This window comes from Plantactinospora sp. CNZ320, from assembly GCF_002846275.1.
In genome coordinates this window covers 3,177,267-3,199,602 of record NZ_PJMP01000001.1, presented here as the reverse complement: position 1 = coordinate 3,199,602, position 22,336 = coordinate 3,177,267, and the positions used below count along the sequence as shown (strand labels likewise).

Genomic DNA, 22,336 nt, shown 5'->3' with positions numbered 1-22,336 from the left:
GCCGTCCCGGTCGGTCGGGTCGCGGCGGCGACCAGCCCAACGAGGAGGCGTCATGACCGAACCCGACAACCGGCCCGCCGCCGAGCAGACCGCCGACAACCGGCCCGCCGCCGAGCAGAGCGATGCCGAGCGGTCCGATGTCGAGCAGACCGGTGCCGAGCGGGCCGGTGCCGGGGAGAATTTCCCGGCCGGCGATCCGCCGCCGCTGGTGACCCCGCCCGCCGACACCGTGCCCGGCGAGGTCGTGCTCCGGCTCACCGACGTGGTGAAGACCTTCCCCGGGGTACGCGCCCTGGACGGGGTGCAGTTGGAGGTGCGGGCCGGCGAGGTGCACTGCCTGCTCGGCCAGAACGGTGCCGGGAAGTCCACCCTGATCAAGGTCCTCTCCGGCGCGCACCAGCCCGACTCGGGGCAGGTGGAGTGGCTCGGGGAGCCGGTCACGCATCGCAACCCGCAGGCCGCGATGAGGGCCGGCATCGCCACCATCTATCAGGAACTCGACCTGGTCGAGGACCTGTCGGTGGCCGAGAACGCGTTCCTCGGGCACGAGCCGAAAACCCTCGGCTTCGTCCGGCGCGGCTACATGGCCCGGCAGACCCGCCAGATCCTGGCCCGGCTCGGGCACCCGGAGATCCCGCCCCGCCGGATGGTCCGGTCACTTCCATCGGCCGGCAAGCAGATCGTCAGCATGGCCCGGGCGCTCTCGCACGAGGCGCGACTGATCATCATGGACGAGCCGAGCGCCGTACTCGCGCACGACGAGGTCGAGAACCTGTTCCGGATCATCCGGGAGCTGACCGCCCAGGGCATCGCGGTCATCTACATCTCGCACCGGCTGGAGGAGATCCGCGAGATCGGCGACCGGGTCACCGTACTCAAGGACGGCCGGACCACCGCGGCGAACCTGCCGGCCCGGAGCACCCCGACCCGCGACCTGGTCAGCCGGATGACCGGCCGAACCATCGAGTACGTCTTCCCGGACCGTCCCGCCGAGACACCTGCGGCCGAGGAACTGCTCCAGGTGCGCGGGCTCGGCCGGTCCGGCGAGTTCGCCGACGTGTCGCTGACCGTACGGGCCGGTGAGATCGTCGGCATCGCCGGTCTGGTCGGCTCGGGCCGCTCCGAGCTGCTGGAGACCATCTTCGGGGCTCGCCGCCCCAGCTCCGGTACCGTCTCGATGGCCAGCCGCCCGGTCCGGCCGGGCAGCGTCGGCGCCGCCGTCCGGGCCGGCATGGGGATGGCCCCGGAGGAGCGCAAGAGCCAGGCGCTGCTGCTCGGTGAGCCGATCTACCGCAACGTCACGCTTGCCACCTTCACCCGCTGGGCCCGGCTCGGCTTCACCGACGCCGGCCGGGAGCGGGCCGAGGCCGAGGAGGTCGCGCAGCGGCTGGAGTTGCGTCCCCGGGACGTCCGGCGGCCGGTCCGGACACTCTCCGGCGGCAACCAGCAGAAGGTCGTGGTCGGCCGCTGGCTGCTCGGCGACACGAAACTGCTGCTGCTGGACGAGCCGACCCGGGGCGTCGACGTCGGCGCCCGGGCCGAGCTGTACCAGGTGATCCGGGCGCTGGCCGCCCGGGGAGTGGGCGTACTGCTGGTCTCCAGCGAGGTGCCGGAAGTGCTCGGCCTGGCCGACCGCGTACTCGTGATGCGGGAGGGCCGGGTGGTGCACGAGGCCCCGGCCGGAGAACTCGACGAAGACACCGTGCTCGACCTCGTGATGGCGGGGTCGCTGATGGAGGGGGCGCCAGCGTGACCGAACGTACCGAGACCGCCGCGCCAGCGGGGGCGGCGCCACCGGTCGACCGGCCGTCGCCGGTGTCGCCGGCCCCGGCTGGAGCGCCGGTGCACAAGGGGGCCGGTGCGCCCGGGAACGGCACCGGCCGGTGGAGCGGCGACATCGGTGAGACGTTCCGGCGCAACCTGGGCCTGGTCGGGGTACTGGTGGTGCTGATCGTCATCGGCATCGTCACCCGCCCCGACCTGTACGGCGATCCGTCCTGGGTACGGGCGAACATCTTCTCGATCCTCACCCTGGCCTCGGTGGTCGGCGTGGTGACGGTCGGGATGACCTTCGTGATCATCGGTGGCGGGATCGACCTCTCGGTCGGCGCGATCGTGGCGCTGGCCGGGGTCTGGAGCACCACGGTGGCGACCCAGAGCTACGGCGCCGGAGGGATGATCTTCACCGCGATCGTGGTGGCGGTCTGCGTCGGGCTGGTCAACGGCTTCCTGATCTCGTACGGCCGGCTGGTGCCCTTCATCGCCACCCTGGCGATGCTGGTCGCCGCCCGGGGTCTGGCCGCCGAGATCTCCGACAAGCAGACCCAGGTCTCCAACAACGCGACGATCAACGGCATCGCGAGTACGGACCTCCTCGGCATCCCGGTGCTGGTCTACATCCTCGCCGGGGTGGTGGCGGCCGGCTGGGTGCTGCTCAACCGCACCACGTTCGGCAGGCGTACGGTCGCGGTCGGCGGCAACCCGGAGGCGGCCCGGCTGGCCGGCATCAACGTACGCCGGCACACCATGCTGCTCTACGCGCTCTCCGGGCTCTGCTGTGGAATCGCCGCGATCATGCTCACCGCGCAGGCGAACTCCGCACAGGCGGCGATGGCGAACCTCTACGAACTCGACGCGATCGCCGCGGCGATCATCGGTGGCACGCTGCTCAGCGGCGGCCGGGGCACGATCGTCGGCTCCCTGCTCGGTGTGATCATCTTCGCCACCATCACCAACCTGTTCGCGATCAACGGCCTCTCCACCGAGGCGCAGAACATGGTCAAGGGCGGCATCATCGTCGCCGCCGTACTGGTCCAGCAGTTCCGGTTCAAGTCGGTCACCCAGCTCCTCGCCCGCAACAAGCTCAGCTCGTCGAACTGACACACCTCAGCAACAGGTGGCGCCCGCCGCCGGTGGCCCACCCGGCCACCGGCCGGTGGAACCCACCCGTCCCACCCCACCCGAAGTCGAAATAAACCAGGAGGTCGTCATGACCCAGCACGATCCGCTCCGGCCGGTGCGTGACCTGTCCCGCCGCCGGCTGCTGCTCGGCGGGGCGGCGGTGGGCGCCGGCGCCCTGCTCACCGCCTGCACCAGCAACGAGACCGGTTCCGGTGCCGGCGGGAACGAGCAGGTCAAGGAGGCGGACGACGCGGCCAACCCGAACAGTGCGCCGGGCCAGCGGGTGGTCATCGGCTTCTCCGCCCCGGCCGCGGACCACGGCTGGCTCGCCGCCATCACCAAGAACGCCGAGGCGCAGGCGAAGGTCTTCTCGGACGTGGAGTTCAAGACGGTGGCCGCCGGTGCGGACGCCGCCGCCCAGCGGGCCGCGCTGGCCACGCTGATCTCGCAGAAGCCGAACGTGATCGTCATGCTGCCGCACGACGGCAAGGAGCTGAACGCCTCCGGGCTGGAGGCGATGAAGGCCGGCATCCCGGTGGTCAACCTGGACCGGGCGTTCCCGGACGCGCTGGCGTACCGGCTCCAGATCAAGGGCGACAACTACGGCATGGGCGTGGCGGCCGGCCGCTACATCGGCGAGCAGATGAAGGCCAAGGGCATCGCCAACCCGATCATCGGCGAGATCGCCGGCATGGACGAGCTGGAGCTGACCAAGGAGCGGTCCGCCGGCTTCGTCGCCGAACTGGCCGTCTACGGCTTCAAGGTGGCCAACCGCCGGGCCGCCCGGTTCACCGCCGACACCGGCCAGAGCGAGGCCTCGCAGCTGCTCCAGGCACTGCCCAAGATGGACGCGCTGTGGAACCACGACGACGACCAGGGCATCGGGGTACTGGCCGCGATCAAGCAGGCCAACCGTTCCGAGTTCATCATGGTCGGCGGCGCCGGCTCCAAGGCCGCCATCGACGCGATCGCGGCCGACAACAGCGTCCTGAAGGCAACCGTCACCTACAGCCCCTCGATGGCCTCGTCGGCGATCTCGCTGGCCCGGCTCATCGGCCAGGGCAAGGGCATGTCCGACCTGGTCGAGCTGCAGGTGCCGAAGGAGATCACTCTGGCCTCCGAGACGATCACGAAGGAGAACGCGAGCGAGTACGGCAAGCTCGGGTTCTGACACACCGGGGGGAGACCCACCTTGTCCAGCAACGAGAAAGAACTGCGGGTCGGCATGGTCGGCTACGCGTTCATGGGCGCCGCGCACTCGCAGGCGTGGCGGACCGTGAACCGCGTCTTCGACCTGCCGGTACGTGCCCGGATGGCCCTGATCTGCGGCCGGGACGAGTCCAAGGTCGCCGACGCGGCCGGCCGGCTCGGCTGGGACGGGCACACCACCGACTGGCGTGAACTGATCGCCCGGGACGACATCGACATCGTCGACGTCTGTACGCCAGGCGACAGCCACGCCGAGATCACCATCGCGGCCCTGGAGGCGGGCAAGCACGTACTGTGCGAGAAGCCGCTGGCCAACACGGTCGAGGAGGCTCGGGCCATGGTCGCCGCGGCGGCCAGGGCCCAGGCGGTGGGCGTACGGGCCATGTGCGGGTTCAACTACCGCCGGGTTCCCGCGGTCAGCCTGATGCGGGAGCTGGTCGCCTCCGGCCGGCTCGGCGCGATCCGGCACGTCCGCGCGGTCTACCTGCAGGACTGGATCACCGACCCGCAGTTCCCACTGGTGTGGCGGCTGCGCAAGGACAAGGCCGGGTCCGGTGCGCTCGGCGACATCGGGGCGCACATCATCGACCTGACCCAGTTCGTGACCGGCCAGCGGATCGCCGGGGTCAGCGCGATCACCGAGACCTTCGTCAAGGAGCGTCCGCTGCCCGCCGAGTCGAGCGGGCTGGCCGCCTCGGCCGACGGTGCCGGGGCCACCATGGGCCAGGTCACCGTCGACGACGCGGCGGTCTTCGTGGCCCGGCTCGACGGCGGCGCGCTCGCCACCTACGAGGCGACCCGGTTCGCCACCGGGCGCCGCAACGGGCTGCGGGTCGAGATCAACGGTTCGCTCGGCTCGGTGGCGTTCGACCTGGAACGCCTCAACGAGCTGGAGTTCTACGACGCCTCGGAACCCGGCACCGAGCAGGGCTTCCGGCGGATCCTGGTGACCGAGAGCGACCACCCGTACATGGCGGCATGGTGGCCGCCGGGACACATCATCGGGTACGAGCACTCGTTCACGCACGAGCTGCGGGACTTCCTGGCGGCGATTGCCAGCGGCTCCGACCCGTCCCCGTCCTTCACCGACGCGCTCCAGGTCCAGCTCGTACTGGATGCCGTGGCGCGCTCGGCGGAGCAGGGTTCCTCCTTCACCGAGGTGGAGCAGGTGCCCGCTCCGGTCACCGCGTAACCGCACGACCGGCGTACGCCGGCTCCGCCAGTCCCTGGCTCGGAGCCGGCACCGCCGGAGGTAGTTGTCCACCCGTCGGGTGGCCCGGCCCGGGTTCGGGCCGGAACCCCCGACCCGAGAAGCTTTCCGGGACGACCGGTGAGGGTCCGGTCGCGGTTGCGCCCCGCGACCGGAGGGAGGTCGCTCCGGAAGGAGTGCGCACGCGCACGGCGGAGCCCGCTCCAGCCGTGCCGGGCGACAGGTGACACGGCCGTCCGGTGCGGCCGGACCGGGATTCCCCGGTCGCACCGGACGCCACAACCGCACCGGTCGACCCCCGACCGGTGGCACCACCACCACCGCCACCACCGCAGCCGCCGGTGAACCCCCGCAGCGGCACCGCAGCACGACCCCTCCGGCCATCCGGTCGGGCCGGCACCGCAGCACGACCCGTCCCGGCCACCTGGCCGGGCCGCCCCGACTTCGCCAGGCCGTCCACATTGGATCGCTGGTGGCACAACTCCACAGCGAGACCGCGACCGGAGCTGGCAACCCCCGCCGCCCGGTCGCCCCGATCGGGGGAGGCAGGACCGCGACGCCGACCGGCCCTGCCTACCAAGCCCCGTCCGCCCGCACGGTCACGGACCCGAGCAGTGTCGGTGCCGCCGACTCCGGCGCTGCCGCCCGGGATGTTCCACCGCGACGGTCGGGCGGGCGGGGCGCTTTTCACAGTTGCGAGGCAAGATGTCCCGATAGGTGGATCCCGTGGGCCGCTGCCGATTCGACCGCACGGTCCGTCGTACCCGCCCCGGTCGGCCCAGGGCCGTGCCGGCACCGGAGGGAGGAGCACTATGCGTACGGGTGTCTGGCTGGTTGGCGGGCGTGGTTCGGTCGCCGTGACCAGTACGGTCGGGGCGCTGGCCCTGCGAGCCGGGCTGACCGAGCCGACCGGCTGCGTGACCGAGTTGCCGGCCCTGCGTACTCCCGCCCTGCCGGCCCTGGCCGATCTGGTCTTCGGCGGGCACGACATCGCCACCACCCCGCTGGTGAAGAAGGCGGAGGCGCTGGCCGAGGCGGGCGTACTGCCGGCCCGGCTGGTGGCGGCGCTGGTGGAGGAACTCGGCACGGTCGAGGCCGGCCGGCGCCGACCGGTGGCCCCCAGGCGGCGGTGATCGACGCGATCGTCGCCGACCTGGCCCGATTCCGCGACCGGCGCCGGCTCGACCGGGTGGTGGTGGTGAACGTCTCCTCGACCGAGCCGACCCCGGACCCGCATCCGGCGCACGCCCGGCTCTCCGAACTGGACGCGGCACTCGCCGAGGGGAACCCGCTGCCGGCCAGCTCCGCTTACGCCTACGCCGCCTTCACCGCCGGTTGCTCCTATGTGGACTTCACCCCGTCCACCGGTGCCCGGCTGCCCGCCCTGGCCGAACTGGCCCGGGGCTGCGGCCTGCCGTACGCCGGGCACGACGGCAAGACCGGCGAGACCCTGGTGAAGTCGGTCCTCGCCCCGATGTTCGCGATGCGGAACCTGCGGGTACGCAGCTGGTCCGGCACCAACCTGCTCGGCGGCGGCGACGGCGCCAACCTGGCCGAACCGGCGGCGAACGCGGCAAAGTCCGCCAGCAAGCAGCGGGTACTCGGCGAGACCCTCGGCTACGTCCCGCAGGGCAACACCCGGATCGAGTACGTCGACGACATCGGCGACTTCAAGACCGCCTGGGACCTGGTCACCTTCGCCGGCTTCCTCGGCACCCCGATGCGGATGGAGTTCACCTGGCACGGCTGCGACTCCTCGCTCGCCGCCCCGCTGGTGCTCGACCTGGCCCGGCTGACCGCCGCCGCGCACCGGGCCGGCCGGAGTGGCCCGCTGACCGAGCTGGCGTTCTTCTTCAAGGATCCGCTCGGCGAGGTGCCGCACGCCCTCGCCGAACAGTGGGCCACGCTGCGCGGCTTCGTCCGGGAACTCGACGCCGAGCTGACCTCGGGAGACTCGGATGCCGTCGCTGCGTGACCTGACCGAGCTGGTCCGGGCGCCCGCCGCGCTCTCGGTCCCCGGGGACGTGGTGGCCGGGGCCGCCGCCGCCGACGCGCTGGATCGCCGGGTACCGGGGCTGGCCGGGGCATCGGTGCTGCTCTACTGGGCCGGGATGGCCGCCAACGACCTCGCGGACCGCAAACTCGACGCACGGGAGCGGCCCGAGCGACCGATCCCGAGCGGTCGGGTCTCGCCGGGTCTCGCCCTCGGTGTCTCGGCCGGGTTCACCGCCGCCGGGATCGGGCTCGCCGGGCTGGCCGGCGGCCGTCGGGCGCTGGCCGTGGCGGTGCCACTGGCCGGCACGATCTGGGCGTACGACCTCTGGGCCAAGAACACCGCGGCCGGGCCGGCGGTGATGGCCACCTGCCGAGGGCTGGACGTGCTGCTCGGGGCGAGCCGGGGCCGGGTGGTCCGGGCACTGCCGGCGGCGCTGACGGTTGCCGCGCACACGTACACGGTCACCGAACTCTCCCGACGGGAGGTCTCCGGGGCGACCCGGGCACTGCCGGCGGCGACCCTGGCCGGTACCGCCGCGGTGGCCGCCGCCGCGATCACCCGGTCCCGGCCAGCGGTGCCGGCCCGCCGCTGGCGGAACCTGGTCCCGGCCGCTCTCGCCGGCTGGTACGGCCTCCAGTACGGCACCGCACAGGCCCGGGTGGCGGCCGACCCGCAGGCGGACCGGGTCCGGGCGGCGGTCGGCGCCGGCATCACCGGGCTCCCCGCGCTACAGGGCGCGCTGGTCGCCCGGACCGGCGCCGCGCTGCTCGGCGTCGCGGTGGCCGCCGCCGCCCCGATCGGTCGCCGACTCGCCCGACTGGTCTCCCCGACATGAGCGCCTTCGAGGCCGCCGCCGCGCCCGGCCAGCAACCGGCTGGTCTTGCCGACGTGAGCGCCGGCTCAGGGCTGCCCGGGCTGCGGTTCGGGTACGGGACGAACGGCTTCGCCAACCACCGGCTCGACGACGCGTTGCGGGTGATCGCCGACCTCGGTTACCAGGGGGTGGCGCTGACCCTGGACCATGACCACCTGGACCCGTTCGGGCCGGATCTGGCGGCCCGGGTGGCGGCGGTCGGCCGGAGCCTCGCCGCGCACGGCCTCGGCGTGGTGATCGAGACCGGGGCACGCTACCTGCTCGACCCCTGGCGCAAGCACGCCCCGACGCTGCTGCACGAGGAGAACGCGCTGCGGGTCGAGTTCCTCCGCAGGGCCGTCGCGATCGGTGTCGACCTGGGTGCCGAGGCGGTCTCCTTCTGGTCCGGGGTACGACCGGCCGGCGTCGAACCGGCGACCGCCTGGGACCGGCTCGTCGCCGGCTGTGCCGAGCTGGTCGAGGTCGCCGAGGCCGCCGGGATGCCGCTCGGCTTCGAGCCGGAGCCGGGCATGCTGGTGGCGGAGATCGCTGACTGGTGGCGGCTGCGGGAGGCCCTGAGCGCCCCGCCCGGCTTCGGTATCACCCTCGACATCGGACACTGCCGGTGCCTGGAGCCGTTCCCGGTGCCCGAGTGCGTCGCGCAGGTGGCACCGCACCTGGTCAACGTGCAGATCGACGACATGCGCCGGGGCGTGCACGAGCACCTGGAGTTCGGCACCGGAGAGATCGACTTCCCGCCCGTACTGCGGGCGCTGGCCGAGGCCGGGTACGCCGGACTGGTCGCCGTCGAGCTGCCCCGGCACTCGCACGCCGCCCCGACCGTGGCGGCGCAGTCGATCGACTTCCTCCGGGGCGCTGCCGCCGAGGCCGGGCTCACCGAGGTACGGACCGGAGCCGTACCGGAATCGGGGGCGGTGACCGGCACAACGGACTGACCACGTACCACCACCGGGGGGACCGCGACCACCATCCACACCGGAACGACTGGGGAGGACCGGATGGAACCGGAACCGGAACTGGAACGACTGCGGGCGGCGCTGCTGGCCGTACCCGACGGACGGAGACCCGACGAGCGGGCACCCGATGGACGGGAGCCCGACGGACGGGGACCCGATCAGGGCTGGCTGGCCGAGGCGTTACGCCGGGTCGGGGTCGAACCCGCCGCGATCGGTCGGCTCTTCGCGGCGGCCGGCCGCAGGTGCGGCCGGGCACCCCTGCCCGAGCTGCCGCACTGGCCCGCCGACGACGCCGCCCGGGTGCTGCTGCTGGCCGCGCTGCCCCCGGCCGAACTGCCCGGCCAGCTCGTGGCCCGCTACCGCCAGGGTGACGCGGCCGAGAAGCGGGCGGTGCTCCGGGCCCTGCCACTGCTGTCGATCGGTGACACCGGGGTCCCGCTGCTGCACGACGCGATCCGCACCAACGACACCCGGCTGGTCGCCGCCGCTCTCGGCCGGTACGCCGACCGGCTCGACCAGGCCGCCTGGCGGCAGGCGGTGCTCAAGTGCGTATTCACCGGGATCCCGCTGGCCGCCGTGCACGGGCTCGACCGGCGGGCCGACGCCGAGCTGGCCGGCATGCTCGCCGATTTCGCCGACGAGCGCCGGGCGGCCGGCCGGGAGATGCCGGCCGACGCGACCGCGTTGCTGGATCGACTGAGCACGCTCGACCGGTCGGGGACCCCGGCCGGACCGGGCGCGAAGGAGGCGTGATGAGGATCTTCGACCCGCACATCCACATGACCTCGCGGACCACCGACGACTACGAACGGATGGCCGCCGCCGGAGTACGCGCCCTGGTGGAGCCGGCGTTCTGGCTCGGCCAGCCCCGGACCAGCGCCGCCTCCTTCGTCGACTACTTCGACTCGCTCGTCGGCTGGGAGCCGTTCCGGGCCAGCCAGTTCGGCATCCGGCACCACGCCACGATCGCGCTGAACCCGAAGGAGGCCAACGACCCGCGCTGCCGGGAGGTGCTCGACCTGCTGCCCCGCTATCTCGACAAGGACGGCGTGGTGGCGGTCGGCGAGGTCGGCTACGACTCGATGACGCCGGAGGAGGACGAGGTCTTCGCCGCCCAACTCGCCCTGGCGGTCGAACACGAGCTGCCGGCACTGGTGCACACCCCGCACCGGGACAAGGCCCGGGGCACCGAACGCAGCCTGGCGGTGGTCGCCGAGTCCGGGCTCGACCCCGGCCGGGTGGTGATCGACCACCTCAACGAGGTCACCGTGCCACTGGTCCGGGACACCGGCTGCTGGCTCGGCTTCTCCATCTACCCGGAGACGAAGATGTCACCGCCGAGGATGGTCGAGCTGCTCCGGAAGTACGGCACCGAGCGGATGCTCGTCAACTCGGCCGCCGACTGGGGACGCTCGGATCCGCTGCTGACCCGGGCCACCGGTGCGGCGATGCTGGCCGCCGGATTCGACGCCGACGACGTCGACCGGGTGCTCTGGCGCAACCCGGTGGAGTTCTACGGCCAGTCCGGCCGGCTGGATCTCGACCAGGACGGGCCGGCCGACGTTGGCGGAGCGGCCGACGGAGCGTCCGGCACCTTCGAGGGGAACTCGATTCTGCGGGGCGGTAGCTGATGCGGCTACGGCACGCCGACGGGCAACTGGTGCACCTGAGCTACTGCACGAACGTGCATCCGGCCGAGGACCTGGCCGGGGTGCTGGGGCAGCTCGACACGTACGCGGTGCCGATCCGGGAGCGGCTGGAGGCCGACGTACTCGGACTGGGGTTGTGGCTGGCCGCGCCGGTGGCGGCCGGGCTCGCCGCCGACCCGCAGACCCGGCGGCGGCTGCGCGCCGAGCTGACCGCGCGCGGGCTGGAGGTGGTCACCCTGAACGGGTTCCCCTACCGGTCCTTCCACGCCCCGGTGGTGAAGCAGGCGGTCTACCACCCGGACTGGACCACCCGGGAGCGGCTGGTCTACACCCTCAACCTGGCCACTGTCCTTGTCGATCTGCTCCCCGACGACGCCGTCCGGGGTTCGATCTCCACCCTGCCGCTGGCCTGGCGCGAGCCGTGGGAGCAACACCAGGCCGACCGGGCGGCGCGGGTGCTCGACGAGCTGGCCGCCGGGCTGACCCAGATCGCCTGGCGTACCGGGCGGGCGGTCCGGGTCGGCTTCGAGCCGGAGCCCGGCTGCGTGGTCGAGTCCACCGGCCAGGCGGTCGCCGCACTGTCCGGGGTGGACACAGACCGGCTCGGCATCTGCCTCGACCTGGCCCACCTCGCCTGCGCCTGGGAGGACCCGGCCCAGGCGCTCGGCCGGCTCCGCGCCGCCGGGCTGCCGGTGGTGAAGGTGCAGGTCTCGGCGGCACTGGCCGCCGCCGACCCGGTCGCCGCCGCCGACACTCTTCGCGGGTACGTCGAACCGCGCTTCCTGCACCAGACCCGCGCGCAACCCTGCGGACGGGCCGCCGATCCGGCCGACCCGGCACACGCCGCCGACGACCTCGACGCGGCGCTGGACGCCAACCTGCCCGGCCCGTGGCGGGTGCACTACCACGTACCGCTGCACGCCGTACCCGCCGCACCGCTGGAGTCCACCGTGCCGGTGCTCCGGGACGCGCTGCGGGAGCTGTTCGCCGGGCCGGTCGCCGGCTGCGACCACCTGGACGTCGAGACGTACACCTGGGGGGTGTTGCCGGCCGGGCAGCGCCCGGGATCGGACCCGGAGCTGGCCGGCGGGATCGCCGCCGAACTGGCCTTCGCCCGCGACGAACTCGTCGCGCTCGGGCTGACCGAGATCTCCGCCGGCCCGACCGGGAACCCCGGTGACCCGGCCGCCCCCGCAACCGCGCCGAGGAGGCACGATGGCTGACCCGCTGGTGGTGATCGACGTGGTCGGACTGACCCCGCGACTGCTCGCCCACATGCCCCGGCTGCGCGCCGTGGCCGACGCCGGCTGCCAGGCCGAACTCGGCACCGTGCTGCCGGCGGTGACCTGCTCGGCCCAGGCGACCCTGCTCACCGGGGTGCTGCCGGCACAGCACGGCATCGTCGGCAACGGCTGGTATTTCCGGGACCTCGGCGAGGTCTTCCTCTGGCGGCAGCACCACGCGCTGATGGGTGGGGAGAAGGTCTGGCAGGCGGCCCGCCGGGAGCGCCCGGACTACACCGTGGCGAACGTCTGCTGGTGGTACGCGATGGGCGCCGACGTGAACTGGACGGTGACGCCCCGGCCGATCTACTACGCCGACGGGCGCAAGGAGCCGGACTGCTACACCGACCCGCCGGAGCTGCACGACGAGCTGACCGGGAAGCTGGGCGGGTTCCCGCTCTTCACGTACTGGGGGCCAGGGGCGGGACTGGCGTCGTCGCGGTGGATCTGTCGGGCAGCCGAGCAGATCATGGCGGAGAAGAATCCCGACCTGACCCTGGTCTACGTCCCGCATCTCGACTACGACCTGCAACGCTTCGGCCCGTCCTCGCCGCAGGCGGCGGCAGCCGCGACCGAACTGGACGGGGTACTCGGCCCGCTGCTGGACGCGGCCGCCGCCCGGAACGCGACGGTGGTGGTGCTCTCCGAGTACGGCATCACCGAGGCGAGCCGGCCGGTGGCGGTGAACCGGCTGCTCCGCACCGAGGGGCTGCTCCGGGTCTACACCCAGGACGGGATGGAATACCTCGACCCGTGGACGTCCCGGGCGTTCGCCGTCGCCGACCACCAGATCGCGCACGTCTACGTGAAGGACCCGGCCGACGTACCTGCGGTGGCGAAGCTCTGTGCGGGGCTGCCCGGGGTCGCGCAGGTGCTGGACGCCGCAGGCAAGGCAGCGCACGGGCTGGACCACGAGCGGTCCGGCGAACTCGTGCTGGTCGCCGAGCCGGACGCCTGGTTCAGCTACTACTACTGGTTGGACGACGCCCGGGCTCCGGACTTCGCCCGGCTGGTGGAGATCCACCGCAAACCCGGGTACGACCCGGCCGAGCTCTTCTTCGACCCGGCCGCACCGGGCGCGGCGAAGCGTCGGGCGGCGGTGGCGCTGGCCCGCAAGAAGCTCGGGATGCGCTACCTGATGAGCGTGGTCGGGCTGGATGCCGGCGCTCGGGCGGTACGCGGCTCGCACGGCCGGCTGCCAGCCGACCCGGCGGACGGTCCGGTGCTGATCTGCTCCGACCCCTCGGCGGCCCGGGACAGCTACCAGGCCACCGAGGTCAAGGGCCTGCTGCTCCGCCTCGCCGGTACCGACCCGGGCGCTGTCGATTCCGCCACGGCCGGGGGAGGGCGGTCATGACGGCGACCGTGCCGGAGGTGGATCTCGGCGACCTACGGAAGCGCTTCGATGCCCAGCTCGTCGCCTTCCTCGACCGGCAGGACCCGGACTGGCCGGACGGGGCACCCCGGGGAGTCTTCACCACCCTGCACCGGTTCGTGCTGGCCGGTGGCAAGCGGCTGCGCCCGCTCTTCTGCTACTGGGGCTGGCGGGCCGCCGGTGGCGCGGACGGTACCCCGATCGTGGCTGCCGCCGCCGCGCTGGAGCTGTTCCACGCCTTCGCGCTGATCCACGACGACATCATGGACGGCAGTGACCGGCGTCGGGGCGAGCCCTCGGTGCACCGGCTCTTCGCCGATCTGCACGCCCGGTCGGCCTGGCGCGGCGACCCGGCCTCGTACGGCCGCAGTACCGCACTGCTCTGCGGTGACCTCTGCGCCGCCTGGGCGGACCAGCTCTTCCACGAGTGCGGGCTGACCCCGGAGGAGGTGCACCGGGGGTACGGCGTCTTCGCGACCATGCGTACCGAGGTGATCGCCGGGCAGTACCTGGATCTGGTCTCCGGGGTGGGGGACGGCTCGGTGGCGAGCGCGCTTACGGTGATCCGGATGAAGGCGGCCCGCTACACGGTGACCCGCCCGCTGCAGATCGGCGCCGCGCTGGCCGGGGGCTCGCCGGAGCTGCTGGCCGCACTGGCCGCCTTCGGTGACCCGCTCGGTGACGCGTTCCAGCTCCGTGACGACGTGCTCGGGGTCTTCGGCGACCCCGCGTTGACCGGCAAGTCCATTTTGGAGGATCTGCGGGAGGGAAAGCCGACGGTGATGATGGCGCTGGCCCGGGGGAGTGCGGATCGGGCCCAGGCGCAGCGGTTGAAGGCGCTCTTCGGCAACCCAGACCTCGATCCGGAGGGTGCCGCGGAACTGCGGGCCATCATCGTCGACACCGGTGCGCTGGACCGCATCGAGCAGATGATCAGGGTACGCGCCGACGCCGCGCTGGCCGCGCTCGCCGACGCGCCACTGCCGGACGGGGCGGGTGAGGTGCTGGCCGCACTGGCCGCCGAGACGGTCGACCGGCAGGTGTAGCCGGGCCCGGGCAGGGCGTACGGCACCCGACGGGAGATCGGGTCGGCGCGACTTTTCACCGCATCGACAAAAGTTCATGTTGACGTGGCAGAAGGTATGGACACATCAACATATGGAAATTACTGTGTCGAGCACAGCTCAGAGTTGTTACGTCGAGGTAACCGACGGCGCGGTTTGCCCACGACAGCGATCGACGTACCGGCGTGCCCATGCCGGTCCACGGTCGTGGCTTGGCGGGAACGGCGGCCCCCGGGCGGAGATCCACCCCCGACGGCATCTGGCGCGACGGCGAGCGCCCTGCCTGTACGCAACTGTTCAGGACGGGAGTGCACGACCATGTCTTCCACCGACCACCCACATCCGCCCCGCCACCGTATGGCCGGTCTGCCCGGCGCCGCTGCTGAACTTGTCGCGCGAGCCCCTGCCGCCCGACGGCGGTGGGCCTCCGGCGCGGCGCTGCTGCTGGCCGTCACCACGCTCCCGGCGGTGATCACCCCGGCCACCCCCGCCGAGGCGCACCCGATCACCGCCTCCGACTTCCAGCAGGTGACCCTGGCCCGGGGCGTCGCCGAGGTGGGCGAGCCGATGACCATCGCGGTGCTGCCGGACCGCTCCGTGCTGCACACCGCCCGCAACGGCACGCTGCGCCGCACCGACGCGGCCGGCAACACGGCGGTACTCGGCACGCTGCCGGTCTACACCCACGACGAGGAGGGGTTGCAGGGCGTCGGCGTCGACCCCGGCTTCGCCGCCAACCGGCAGATCTACCTCTACTACGCCCCACCGCTGTCGACCCCGGCCGGTGACGCGCCGGGCACCGGCACGGCGACGCAGTTCGCGCCCTTCGCCGGGGTCAACCGGCTCTCCCGGTTCACCCTGAACGCCGACTTCACCCTCAACATGGGCAGCCAGGTGACCGTGCTGGACGTGCCGGCCGACCGGGGGATGTGCTGCCACGTCGGCGGCGACATCGACTTCGACGCCGCCGGCAACCTCTATCTATCCACCGGGGACGACTCCAACCCGTTCGAGTCCGCCGGCTACACGCCGATCGACGAGCGGACCAACCGCTATCCGGCGTACGACGCGCAGCGCTCGGCCGGTAACACAAACGACCTGCGGGGCAAGATCCTGCGGATCAAGGTGAACGCCAACGGGACGTACTCGATCCCGAGCGGGAACCTCTTCGCGCCCGGCACCGCCAACACCCGACCCGAGATCTACGCGATGGGCTTCCGCAACCCGTTCCGGATGAGTGTGGACAAGGCCACCGGGCACGTCTACGTCGGCGACTACGGCCCGGACGCCGGCTCGACCAACCCGAACCGGGGACCGAGCGGGCAGGTCGAGTTCAACCGGATCACCTCGCCCGGCAACTACGGCTGGCCGTACTGCACGGGGACGAACACCAGCACCGAGACGTACAACGAGTGGACCTTCCCGAGCGGGCCGAGCGGGGCGAAGTACAACTGCACCGGCGGGCCGACGAACAACTCGTTCCGGAACACCGGCCAGGCCACCCTGCCGGCGGCCCGCCCGGCCTGGATCCGGTACGCGGGTGACGCCGGCACCCCACCGGCGTTCGGTGGTGGCTCGGAGTCGCCGATGGCCGGCCCGGTCTACCGGTACGACGCGTCGAACCCGTCGGCAACCAAGTTCCCGCAGTCCTTCGACGGTCAGTTCTTCGCCACCGAGTTCGGCCGGGGCTGGATCAAGCCGATCCACCTGAACGCCGACGGCTCGCCCGGCACCATCGACACCTTTCCGTGGGTCGGCAAGCAGGTGATGGACTCGGCGTTCGGCCCGGACGGCTCGTACTACGTGCTCGACTACGGCACCGGCTACTTCAACGGGGACGCCAACTCGGCGCTGTACCGGTTCGACTATGTAGGCGCCGGCAACCGGGCTCCGGTCGCGGTGGCCAGCGCCAACCCGACCTCCGGGATCGCCCCGCTGACAGTGAACTTCTCCTCGGCCGGCTCGTCCGACCCCGAGGGCGGGGCGCTGAGCTACTCGTGGGCGTTCGGCGACGGCAGCACGTCGACGGCGGCGAACCCGACGAAGACGTACACCGTCAACGGCACCTACACGGCGACGCTCACCGTACGCGACCCGGCCGGCGCCACCGGCACGGCCAGCGTCACCATCGGGGTCGGCAACACCGCGCCGACGGTGACGATCACCGCCCCGGCCAGCGGGCAGCTCGTCGCCTTCGGCGAGACGGTGCCCTTCTCGATCACGATCACCGACCCGGAGGACGGCAGCATCGACTGCTCGCGGGCAAAGATGAACTACGTCCTCGGGCACGACAGCCACGGTCACCTGATCACCTCGGCCACCGGCTGCACCGGCACCATCACCATCCCGGTCGACGGCGAGCACGACGACGCGGCGAACATCTTCCCGATCTTCGACGCCGAGTACACCGACCGGGGCGGGCTGACCACGCACGCCCAGCACCAGCTGACCCCGAAGCACCGGCAGGCCGAGCACTACGGCACCTCGTCCGGGGTGAACAGGTTCACCAAGACCACCGCCGAGGGCGGCCAGACGGTCGGTGACATCAACAACGGGGACTGGATCGCGTTCACCCCGTACCGCCTGGCGAACGTGACCTCGTTCAGTGCCCGGGTCTCGTCGGCCGGCGCCGGCGGCACCCTCCAGATCCGGGCCGGCTCGGCCACCGGCACCGTACTCGGCAGCGCCACCGTCCCGGTCACCGGCGCCTGGGACTCCTTCACCACCGTCGCCGGCACGATCAGCAACCCGCCGGCCGGCACCACCACGCTCTACCTGACCTTCGCCGGCTCCGGCACCGGTGCCCTCTACGACGTGGACGCCTTCACCCTCAACACCGGCAACTCCGGCGGCGGCACCGGGCCGATCGTCGGGCTGGCCGGAAAGTGCCTGGAGATCGAGGCCGGCGGCACCGCTGATGGCAGCCAGGCACAGATCTGGAGCTGCACCGGATCGGCCCACCAGACCTGGACGAGGAACGGCCAGACCCTGCGTACCCTGGGCAAGTGTCTGGATGTCTCCGGCTCCGGCACCGCCAACGGCACCAAGATCCAGCTCTGGACCTGCAACTCCACCGCCGCCCAGAACTGGGCACCCCAGGCCGACGGCTCGGTGCGCAACCCCGGCTCGGGCAAATGCCTGGACGTCTCCGACAACAGCTCCGCCGACGGGCAGAACGTGCACCTCTGGGAGTGCATAGCCGGCGCCGCCAACCAGAAGTGGACCCTGCCCTGACCTGAAAGGAAGGGCCCCCTCTTATCGCATTTTGTAGATGCGGGGGCCCTTCCTCACCGCCCTCAGGAGGAGAGCGACGATGCGACTGTTCCGCAGCAGAGGCCGGAAGACGATCCGGCCCAGCCTCGCCATCGCCACCAGCACCCTCGCGGTGCTGGCCTGCACGGTGCCGGCCGGTCCGGCCAGCGCCGCCGACGCCCCCTACGACGTACTTGTCTTCTCCAAGACCGCCGGCTTCCGGCACGACTCGATCGCCGCCGGTACCCAGGCGATCCGGGAACTCGGCGCGGCGAACAACTTCACCGTGACCGCCACCGAGGACGCCGCCGCGTTCAGCACCGCCAACCTCGGCCAGTACGAGGCGGTGGTCTTCCTGAACACCACCGGCGACACCCTCAACGCCAGCCAGCAGAGCGCCTTCGAGTCGTACATCCGCAGCGGCAGGGGGTACGTCGGGGTGCACGCCGCCGCCGATACCGAGTACGACTGGCCGTTCTACGGCAACCTGGTCGGGGCGTACTTCGCCTCGCACCCGGCTATCCAGCAGGCCAACGTGAAGGCGGTGGACCGGGGCCACGCGGCAACGGCACACCTGCCGCAGACCTGGACCCGCACCGACGAGTGGTACAACTACCGCAGCAACGCCCGGTCCACCGCCCGGGTGCTGGCGACCCTGGACGAGTCGTCGTACTCCGGTGGCGGGATGGGGGCGGACCACCCGCACGCCTGGTGCAAGACGTACGAGGGCGGCCGGTCCTTCTACACCGGCGGCGGCCACACCCAGGCGTCGTACGCCGAGCCGGCGTTCCGGGCGCATCTGCTCGGCGGCATCCGGTACGCGGCCGGCCGCAGCAGGGCGGACTGCCGGCCCGAGTCCGGCTACACCACCCTCTACAACGGTTCCACCACCGGTTGGTCCCAGGCCGGGCCGGGCAGCTTCACCAACTCGGACGCCACGCTCACCTCGGTCGGCGGCATGGGACTGTTCTGGTACAGCGCGAAGCAGTTCAGCTCGTACTCGCTGAAGCTGGACTGGCGGATGGCCGGTGACGACAACTCCGGCGTCTTCATCGGCTTCCCGCCGTCGTCGGACCCCTGGTCTGCGGTTGACAACGGCTACGAGATCCAGATCGACGCCACCGACGGGGCGGACCGGACCACAGGCGCGGTCTACACCTTCAAGTCCGCCGACATCGCCGCCCGGGACGCCGCGCTCAACCCGCCGGGGGAGTGGAACGGCTACGAGCTGCTGGTCGAGGGGGAGCGCCTGCGGATCTACCTCAACGGCGTGCTGATCAACGACTTCACCAACACCGACCCGGCGCGGTCGCTGGCCGGGCACATCGGGATCCAGAACCACGGCACCGGCGACGACGTCTCGTTCCGCAACATCCGGATCAAGGAACTCGGCGGCGGCCCGGACCCGATCGGCAACACCACGGTCCAGGCCGAGGCGTTCAGCGCGCAGAGCGGCGTCCAGGTGGTCGGCAAGACCGGCGCCAACGGCGGTTCGACGATCGGGTACCTGGACCCGGGCGACTGGGCGGCGTACAACGGGCAGAACCTGACCGGGGTCACCTCGCTGCGGGCCCGGGTCGTCTCCGGCGGTGCCGGCGGCACCCTCCAGATCCGGACCGGTTCGCCGACCGGCCCGGTGCACGGCAGCGCGACGATCTCCAACACCGGCGGCTGGGAGAGGTACGCCGAGGTGAGCACCGGGCTGACCGGCCTGCCGAGCGGCACCGGGAACCTCTACCTCACCGTCGCCGGGTCCGGCAGCGGGCTCTACGACGTCGACGAGTTCACCCTGGTCAGGTCCACCGGCGGCACCGGAACCGGGCCGGTCGTCGGGCTGGCCGGAAAGTGCCTGGAAATCGACGGGGGCGGCACCGCCGACGGTACGCAGGCACAGATCAACACCTGCGTCGCCAACTCGGCCCGGCAGACCTGGACCCGCAGCGGCCAGACCCTGCGGACCCTGGGCAAGTGCCTCGACGTCTCCGGCTCGGGCACGGCGAACGGCACCAGGATCCAGCTCTGGACCTGCAACTCCACCGGAGCACAGAACTGGGCCGCCCAGGCCGACGGAACCGTGCGCCACCCGGGTTCCGGCAAGTGCCTGGACGTGTCGAACAACAGCTCGGCGGAAGGCCAGGACGTACACCTGTGGGACTGCATCGCCGGTGCCGCCAACCAGAGGTGGACGCTGCCCTGAACTGAGTGGCGGTAGTCCCCGCCCCGCCCGGCCTCCTACGACCGGCCCGCCCACGGGGCCGGTCGTGGGGTCGGGGCTTCCTTGCGCCGGGCGGCACGGCCTAGAGTGGTCGTGGCGATCCCCGGTGATGGCCGGCGACCAGGCGGGAGGCGCAACCCGCCCGGCCCGGGTGCGGCTGCGCACGTGCCGACCACACCGCCGGGGTGCTTCCGCCACCGTTCCGGACGGTCACCCTCGCCCCGGTCCACCGGCGCCGCCTGCGGCGCAGTCGCGAATCCCGCGTGACCAACAGGGAGAAAGACCATGGCGCGACCCATCACGCTCTTCACCGGCCAGTGGGCCGACCTACCGTTCGAGGAGGTGTGCCGGCTCGCCTCCGAGTGGGGCTACGACGGCCTGGAGATCGCCTGTTGGGGTGATCACTTCGAGGTCGACAAGGCGCTCGCCGACGACTCGTACGTCGACCGCAAGCGCCAGACGCTGGCCAAGTACAACCTCAAGGTCTGGACGATCTCCAACCACCTGGTCGGGCAGGCCGTCTGCGACCACCCGATCGACGAGCGCCACCAGGACATCCTGCCGGCCCGGATCTGGGGCGACGGGGAGCCGGAGGGGGTCCGGCAACGGGCCGCCGAGGAGATCAAGGACACCGCGCGGGCGGCGGCGAAACTGGGCGTCAAGACAGTCGTCGGGTTCACCGGCTCGTCGATCTGGCACACCCTGGCGATGTTCCCGCCGGTACCGCCGTCGATGATCGAGAAGGGTTACCAGGACTTCGCCGACCGGTGGAACCCGATCCTCGACGTCTTCGACGAGGTGGGCGTACGGTTCGCGCACGAGGTGCACCCCAGCGAGATCGCGTACGACTACTGGACCACCCGACGGACCCTGGAGGCGATCGGGCACCGGCCGGCGTTCGGGCTGAACTGGGACCCGTCGCACTTCGTCTGGCAGGAACTCGACCCGGTGAACTTCATCTTCGACTTCGCCGACCGGATCTACCACGTCGACTGCAAGGACGCCAAGGTGCGTACCGGGGACGGGCGGCGGGGCCGGCTGTCGTCCCACCTGCCCTGGGCGGACCTGCGCCGGGGCTGGGACTTCGTCTCCACCGGGCACGGCGACGTGCCGTGGGAGGACTCGTTCCGGGCGCTGAACGCGATCGGCTACGACGGCCCGATCTCGATCGAGTGGGAGGACGCCGGGATGGACCGGCTGGTCGGGGCGCCCGAGGCGTTGCAGTTCGTCCGCCGGCTCGCCTTCGACGCCCCGAGCGCGGCCTTCGACGCCGCGTTCAGCAGCAAGGAGTGAGCCGGCAGCCTCGCCGGGGCGTACCGGCCGGCGGGTGAGCACGGCTCTGTCGGCCGACGGCTTCGCGTACGGCGAACGGCGCGGGGCCGACCCGATCCCGGGTCGGCCCCGCGCCGTTCACGCGATGTGGTGCACGTGCTCAGAAGGTGGTGCCGTTGGCTCCCGACGCCGCCCGGGAGGCGGGGGCGGTCGTCGAGGACTTCGTGCCCGATCCCGACTTGGTGCTGGATCCGGACGTCGTGCTCGATCCGGTTGCCGTGCCCGACCCGGACGTGGTGCTCGATCCGGACGTGGTGCCCGACCCGGACGTGGTGCCCGACCCGGTGGTCGCGTTCGGACGACCGCTGTCGTCGCTGTCCGACCCGGACGAGCTGTCGTTGCCCAGGGCGATCTTCTCGCCCAACCTGGTGTGACTGAGCCGGTCCTTGCCCTCGCTGTACAGCCGGGAGGCCTGGGCCTGAGCCACCCCGGCCGCCTCCTGCACCGTCGGGTGGTCGAGAACCTGACGCCCCTTGAGAACCAGCTCCTCGTACCTCTCCCGGCCCGCGCGGGCGCCGAGGACGAAGCCCACAGCCAGCCCGCCGACGAACCAAAGCTTTCCGCGCATGACGGCTCCTCTCCGTATTCTGACGCGGTCAGCGCCCCCGGCTTCCCGTTGGGCGACCGTGTCGCGCCTGCGTCGTCTGTTGTCCCCCAGGTCCGTACCCATCCTCCACCGATGTCATGCCTGGTGGTGGACCCCATGCCGTTTTGTCCGGATAACTGCCGGGGGTGCCTCAGCGATAACCCGGTAGCCCGACACCCCCGCTCGTCCTGTACTCTTGTCCCGTCGCACGGCACCGGAGAGATCCAGTGCCGGCACATGCGATCCCCCGTAGCTCAATTGGCAGAGCAGCCGGCTGTTAACCGGCAGGTTTTTGGTTCGAGTCCAAACGGGGGAGCTTTTCCAACATCCCGCCCGTCGGCCCCGCCGACGGGCATCGTCATATCCGGGGGTCCGTCCGGCCTCCACATCCGCTGGCCCACGGTGGCGGTCGTTCCTCGTGACGCACCCGCCCG

General features: G+C 71.9%; 15 protein-coding genes, 1 tRNA gene and 1 pseudogene. All 17 read left to right on the top strand.

The window, feature by feature from the left end; genetic code table 11:
- Nucleotides 1–52: 52 nt before the first annotated feature.
- The 17 genes and pseudogenes from CLT71_RS13970 to CLT71_RS13890 all read left to right on the top strand — a co-directional run bounded on the left by CLT71_RS13970 (nt 53) and on the right by CLT71_RS13890 (nt 22,218).
- The gene (locus tag CLT71_RS13970; protein WP_486483257.1) at nt 53–1,753 is read left to right on the top strand and encodes a sugar ABC transporter ATP-binding protein; all 1,701 of its coding nucleotides are present in this window, start codon (nt 53–55) and stop codon (nt 1,751–1,753) included.
- Nucleotides 1,750–2,880 carry an ABC transporter permease gene (locus CLT71_RS13965; RefSeq protein ID WP_101367483.1) on the top strand — a complete coding sequence of 377 codons (1,131 nt, stop codon included), beginning with the start codon at nt 1,750–1,752 and terminating at the stop codon, nt 2,878–2,880. Before CLT71_RS13970 ends, CLT71_RS13965 begins: the two co-directional genes overlap by 4 nt.
- 109 nt (nt 2,881–2,989) lie before the next feature.
- Nucleotides 2,990–4,072, top strand: coding sequence for a substrate-binding domain-containing protein (locus CLT71_RS13960; RefSeq protein WP_101367482.1), 1,083 nt, complete (start codon nt 2,990–2,992; stop codon nt 4,070–4,072).
- Between the two features lie 54 nt (nt 4,073–4,126).
- Nucleotides 4,127–5,302, top strand: a complete 1,176-nt coding sequence (locus tag CLT71_RS13955) for a Gfo/Idh/MocA family protein (RefSeq protein ID WP_199187900.1) — start codon at nt 4,127–4,129, stop codon at nt 5,300–5,302.
- Nucleotides 5,303–6,132: 830 nt separating this feature from the next.
- Nucleotides 6,133–7,295 (top strand): annotated as a pseudogene (locus CLT71_RS13950) (inositol-3-phosphate synthase).
- Nucleotides 7,279–8,151 (top strand): SCO3242 family prenyltransferase, encoded by an 873-nt coding sequence (locus CLT71_RS13945; RefSeq protein ID WP_101367480.1) that lies wholly within the window; start codon nt 7,279–7,281, stop codon nt 8,149–8,151. Before CLT71_RS13950 ends, CLT71_RS13945 begins: the two are co-directional and overlap by 17 nt.
- Nucleotides 8,148–9,125 carry a sugar phosphate isomerase/epimerase family protein gene (locus tag CLT71_RS13940; RefSeq protein ID WP_101367479.1) on the top strand — a complete coding sequence of 326 codons (978 nt, stop codon included), beginning with the start codon at nt 8,148–8,150 and terminating at the stop codon, nt 9,123–9,125. The genes CLT71_RS13945 and CLT71_RS13940 overlap by 4 nt, the downstream gene beginning before the upstream one ends.
- Before the next feature lie 63 nt (nt 9,126–9,188).
- A complete protein-coding gene (locus CLT71_RS13935) occupies nt 9,189–9,899 on the top strand; it encodes an EboA domain-containing protein (RefSeq protein WP_199187596.1) in 711 nt (236 codons plus the stop codon).
- Nucleotides 9,899–10,777: a TatD family hydrolase gene (locus CLT71_RS13930; RefSeq protein WP_101367478.1), complete on the top strand. Its 879-nt coding sequence runs from the start codon at nt 9,899–9,901 to the stop codon at nt 10,775–10,777. The genes CLT71_RS13935 and CLT71_RS13930 overlap by 1 nt, the downstream gene beginning before the upstream one ends.
- Nucleotides 10,777–12,018 carry a metabolite traffic protein EboE gene (eboE, locus tag CLT71_RS13925; RefSeq protein ID WP_101367477.1) on the top strand — a complete coding sequence of 414 codons (1,242 nt, stop codon included), beginning with the start codon at nt 10,777–10,779 and terminating at the stop codon, nt 12,016–12,018. The genes CLT71_RS13930 and eboE overlap by 1 nt, the downstream gene beginning before the upstream one ends.
- Nucleotides 12,011–13,435 carry an alkaline phosphatase family protein gene (locus CLT71_RS13920; RefSeq protein WP_101367476.1) on the top strand — a complete coding sequence of 475 codons (1,425 nt, stop codon included), beginning with the start codon at nt 12,011–12,013 and terminating at the stop codon, nt 13,433–13,435. The genes eboE and CLT71_RS13920 overlap by 8 nt, the downstream gene beginning before the upstream one ends.
- Nucleotides 13,432–14,499, top strand: coding sequence for a polyprenyl synthetase family protein (locus tag CLT71_RS13915; RefSeq protein WP_101367475.1), 1,068 nt, complete (start codon nt 13,432–13,434; stop codon nt 14,497–14,499). The genes CLT71_RS13920 and CLT71_RS13915 overlap by 4 nt, the downstream gene beginning before the upstream one ends.
- Before the next feature lie 375 nt (nt 14,500–14,874).
- Nucleotides 14,875–17,751: a PQQ-dependent sugar dehydrogenase gene (locus CLT71_RS13910; protein ID WP_486483676.1), complete on the top strand. Its 2,877-nt coding sequence runs from the start codon at nt 14,875–14,877 to the stop codon at nt 17,749–17,751.
- Between the two features lie 79 nt (nt 17,752–17,830).
- The gene (locus tag CLT71_RS13905; RefSeq protein ID WP_101367473.1) at nt 17,831–19,966 is read left to right on the top strand and encodes a ThuA domain-containing protein; all 2,136 of its coding nucleotides are present in this window, start codon (nt 17,831–17,833) and stop codon (nt 19,964–19,966) included.
- A 303-nt stretch (nt 19,967–20,269) separates the two neighbouring features.
- Nucleotides 20,270–21,277, top strand: a complete 1,008-nt coding sequence (locus tag CLT71_RS13900; RefSeq protein ID WP_101367472.1) for a sugar phosphate isomerase/epimerase family protein — start codon at nt 20,270–20,272, stop codon at nt 21,275–21,277.
- A 155-nt stretch (nt 21,278–21,432) separates the two neighbouring features.
- Nucleotides 21,433–21,690, top strand: coding sequence for a hypothetical protein (locus CLT71_RS37455; protein WP_199187595.1), 258 nt, complete (start codon nt 21,433–21,435; stop codon nt 21,688–21,690).
- 455 nt (nt 21,691–22,145) lie between these two features.
- Nucleotides 22,146–22,218: transfer RNA gene (locus CLT71_RS13890), tRNA-Asn, on the top strand.
- Nucleotides 22,219–22,336 lie beyond the last annotated feature (118 nt).

Excerpts from the sequence above, each read along its gene's own strand:
- CLT71_RS13970 (WP_486483257.1), top strand. The coding sequence starts at position 53 with ATGACCGAACCCGACAACCGGCCCGCCGCCGAGCAGACCGCCGACAAC.
- CLT71_RS13960 (WP_101367482.1), top strand. The coding sequence starts at position 2,990 with ATGACCCAGCACGATCCGCTCCGGCCGGTGCGTGACCTGTCCCGCCGC.
- CLT71_RS13955 (WP_199187900.1), top strand. The coding sequence starts at position 4,127 with ATGGTCGGCTACGCGTTCATGGGCGCCGCGCACTCGCAGGCGTGGCGG.
- CLT71_RS13945 (WP_101367480.1), top strand. The coding sequence starts at position 7,279 with ATGCCGTCGCTGCGTGACCTGACCGAGCTGGTCCGGGCGCCCGCCGCG.
- CLT71_RS13940 (WP_101367479.1), top strand. The coding sequence starts at position 8,148 with ATGAGCGCCTTCGAGGCCGCCGCCGCGCCCGGCCAGCAACCGGCTGGT.
- CLT71_RS13935 (WP_199187596.1), top strand. The coding sequence starts at position 9,189 with ATGGAACCGGAACCGGAACTGGAACGACTGCGGGCGGCGCTGCTGGCC.
- CLT71_RS13930 (WP_101367478.1), top strand. The coding sequence starts at position 9,899 with ATGAGGATCTTCGACCCGCACATCCACATGACCTCGCGGACCACCGAC.
- eboE (WP_101367477.1), top strand. The coding sequence starts at position 10,777 with ATGCGGCTACGGCACGCCGACGGGCAACTGGTGCACCTGAGCTACTGC.
- CLT71_RS13920 (WP_101367476.1), top strand. The coding sequence starts at position 12,011 with ATGGCTGACCCGCTGGTGGTGATCGACGTGGTCGGACTGACCCCGCGA.
- CLT71_RS13915 (WP_101367475.1), top strand. The coding sequence starts at position 13,432 with ATGACGGCGACCGTGCCGGAGGTGGATCTCGGCGACCTACGGAAGCGC.
- CLT71_RS13910 (WP_486483676.1), top strand. The coding sequence starts at position 14,875 with ATGGCCGGTCTGCCCGGCGCCGCTGCTGAACTTGTCGCGCGAGCCCCT.
- CLT71_RS13905 (WP_101367473.1), top strand. The coding sequence starts at position 17,831 with ATGCGACTGTTCCGCAGCAGAGGCCGGAAGACGATCCGGCCCAGCCTC.
- CLT71_RS13900 (WP_101367472.1), top strand. The coding sequence starts at position 20,270 with ATGGCGCGACCCATCACGCTCTTCACCGGCCAGTGGGCCGACCTACCG.